3 protein-coding genes are annotated in these 2,737 nt (G+C 37.5%); all 3 read left to right on the forward strand.

Going from position 1 to position 2,737, the window contains the following annotated elements; genetic code table 11:
* Nucleotides 1-537: 537 nt before the first annotated feature.
* Nucleotides 538-870: a DUF3870 domain-containing protein gene (locus WB217_RS06165; RefSeq protein WP_423991658.1), complete on the forward strand. Its 333-nt coding sequence runs from the start codon at nucleotides 538-540 to the stop codon at nucleotides 868-870.
* A gap of 240 nt (nucleotides 871-1,110) precedes the next feature.
* Nucleotides 1,111-2,121, forward strand: a complete 1,011-nt coding sequence (locus WB217_RS06170; protein WP_423991660.1) for an LLM class flavin-dependent oxidoreductase — start codon at nucleotides 1,111-1,113, stop codon at nucleotides 2,119-2,121.
* A gap of 57 nt (nucleotides 2,122-2,178) precedes the next feature.
* On the forward strand, nucleotides 2,179-2,721 hold the full coding sequence (locus WB217_RS06175; protein ID WP_423991662.1) for an NADPH-dependent FMN reductase: 543 nt from the start codon (nucleotides 2,179-2,181) through the stop codon (nucleotides 2,719-2,721).
* The last annotated feature ends 16 nt before the right edge of the window (nucleotides 2,722-2,737 follow it).

Consider the following 2,737-nt stretch of genomic DNA (forward strand, 5'->3'; position numbering starts at 1 on the left):
TACAACCTATCATATAGACGCAGCTGTTTGAATAAATTCTGAAACTATTTATAAATTTTTCCAGAATCATTGTATAATACAAACTATCCACGTTGTACATAGAAAGAGAAATGAAGATAGATAGGGGGAGAGCACATATGGAATTATGGAATGTATACGATCAGTACCGGAAGATAACCGATCGGATTCATGAACGCGGAGTGGAGATGAAGGATGGGGATTATCATATGAACATGGGGACGGTTCTCGTGTTTTAATTTTAAGGAACTTTAAGCTTAGGCTTGATGCTCTTTTTTATGTTAATAACACCCAGATAATACTAACCAATTTTATGGTACTTAAAAACCACCGACAATGAAAAGATGGTCCCAAAAGTATTCTTCTTTTGACATTGAGGTTTGGGCTTTCTTTAAGGAAATGGTCGAAGTTATGGATATATCGAACTTAGAAATTTATTATTTACGCAGGAAATCGTGAATTAAAAATGAATACATAAAATAGAGAGATTCTTCATATTTACAAACGGGGGTACTAAGAATGATTGGCGAAATGAAGGATAGTTATGTTTTTGTAGCTGGATTTGCGCAGCTTCCAAAAGGGACTCCGGTATTTGAAGAGCGGAAATCGATTGGCTGCTTGCTTATTGTCGACAAAGAGCTGGATATAATCGTAGAGTGTGATTTTACTTTTATAAAAGATATCACCAATAATTTTCTTTCATCATTGCTTAGAGGGCAATTTTTAGGAAATGGTGTTGATCATCTTACGAAATTGATTGAATCGAGATTCCTTGTTCCGCCTCAAAAAGCAATCGTGCAGGCAGTTGTTTCGGCATATAATCGTTATATTGAAAGTAAAGAGAATTTATAAATTTTTCAAATAAAACGCTTGCAATATTCTGAATATTTGTTTTATAATTCATTTATAATATAATCACATTGTTTAACTGGCTAGTCTATGAGGAGAGGGAGTTAAACCCAATCCTGATAAAGTAGATTAAAAACCAGTAGTGAAAAAAGGTCTGGAATCTGAATTTGTTCAGTTTCTTGATGCTTTCTTTGCTGCTGGTTTTTTTTGTTGCCCAATTATGAAAAAACGGAGGAGATCTAGATGCAATTTGGATTGTTTACTGTATTTGATAACTACAAGGAAAAGTTTAGTCGTTCTCATGAACAGTTAATGAAGGAAGTTTTGGAACAGACCATTCATGCAGACTGTTTAGGATATGATTCAGTATGGTTTGCTGAGCATCACTTCAGTGAATATGGGATTTTAACAACCCCACAGATGCTGCTGGCAGTTGCTGCACAGCATACTAAAAACATCCGATTGGGAGTGTCGATTGTGACTCTTCCATTCAAAAACCCTATTCAAGTCGCTGAAGACTATGCGTTGCTGGATGTTTTAAGTAATGGCCGTTTAAACCTTGGTTTAGGAAGCGGATATCTTCCACATGAGTTTTCAGGTTTTAATGTAGACGGAAAAGATAAAGCTTTCAGGTTTAACGATGCACTTGCTGTGATAGAAAAAGCATGGACTGGCGAGAAGTTTTCGCATGAGGGTGATTACTATCAATTTACTGATGTTCAATTAGAAGTGATTCCGAAACAACAGAAGGTTCCAACGTGGATTGGGGCATTAAGTCCTGTAGGTTCTACCTTCGTTGGAAAAATGGGCTACAACATTATGGGGGTGCCATATGTTGCTAGCAGATCAATTGAAGAATTAAAGCAGATTCTTGATGATTATAAAAAAGCATACCGGGAAGCAGGCCACGATGAAACAAAACTTAACATTCCTTTAGCTCTTCATACATTTGTTGCGGAAACTCGTGAAGAGGCTGAGCAAGTTGCTAAAGAACACCTGAACCTGTATTTGGATACTCGCCAATATGGAAGGAATGCGCAATTTGAAGATTTGGAAGAGCGTGAGCAAGTGTTAATCGGGACTCCAGAGGATGTAATTGCACGGCTTCACAAGTATCAAGAAGCGGGCTGTGACCACGTGATGATGCTAATGAATTTTGGTGGGTTGCCGCATGAAAGGGTCCTTCGATCAATGGAACTGGTGGCTGAAAAAGTAATGCCTGCCTTTACGAATAATGTAATAGTATCTTCCTAAGGATTCTTGGGATGTCAGATTAAGCAATGAAGTTCTGAAAAGGATGGTGAAAACCAGATGAAAGTATTAGGGATATCCGGTACGATCTTGGGTGCTAAGACAGCTATATTAGTTGATGCTGTTCTGAATGAAATAAAGAAATTAACTCCTGATATCGAAATGAGGCTTTTGGATTTAAGAGACTATGATATGCAATTTTGCGATGGACGAAAGCCGGAATCTTACAATGAGGATACAAAGGAAATTATTAAAGCAGTATCAGAAGCTGATGTCTATTTAGTTGGTTTTCCAATCTTTAATGGTTCGATGCCTGCACCATTGAAAAATGTTTTCGATTTAGTCCCGCCAGATGTTTTTCGCCATAAGGTTATGGGGTTTGTTGCAAATGGCGGGACTTATCAACACTACCTTGTGATTGAGAATCAGTTAAAACCGATTGCTGGCTATTTCCGTTCCTATGTAGCCCCAAGTTATGTTTACGTTAATGCAAATCATTTCAATCCTTTAAATGAATTGGTCGATGAGGATGTATTGAATCGTATTCAAGCACTGGCCAACGAATTAGTGATGATGCAGTCAGGGATAAAAAAGGGTGCCTAAGTACAAATAAGTAGGT

It is taken from the genome of Mesobacillus sp. (assembly GCF_049588175.1).
GTDB lineage: Bacteria > Bacillota > Bacilli > Bacillales > Cytobacillaceae > Mesobacillus.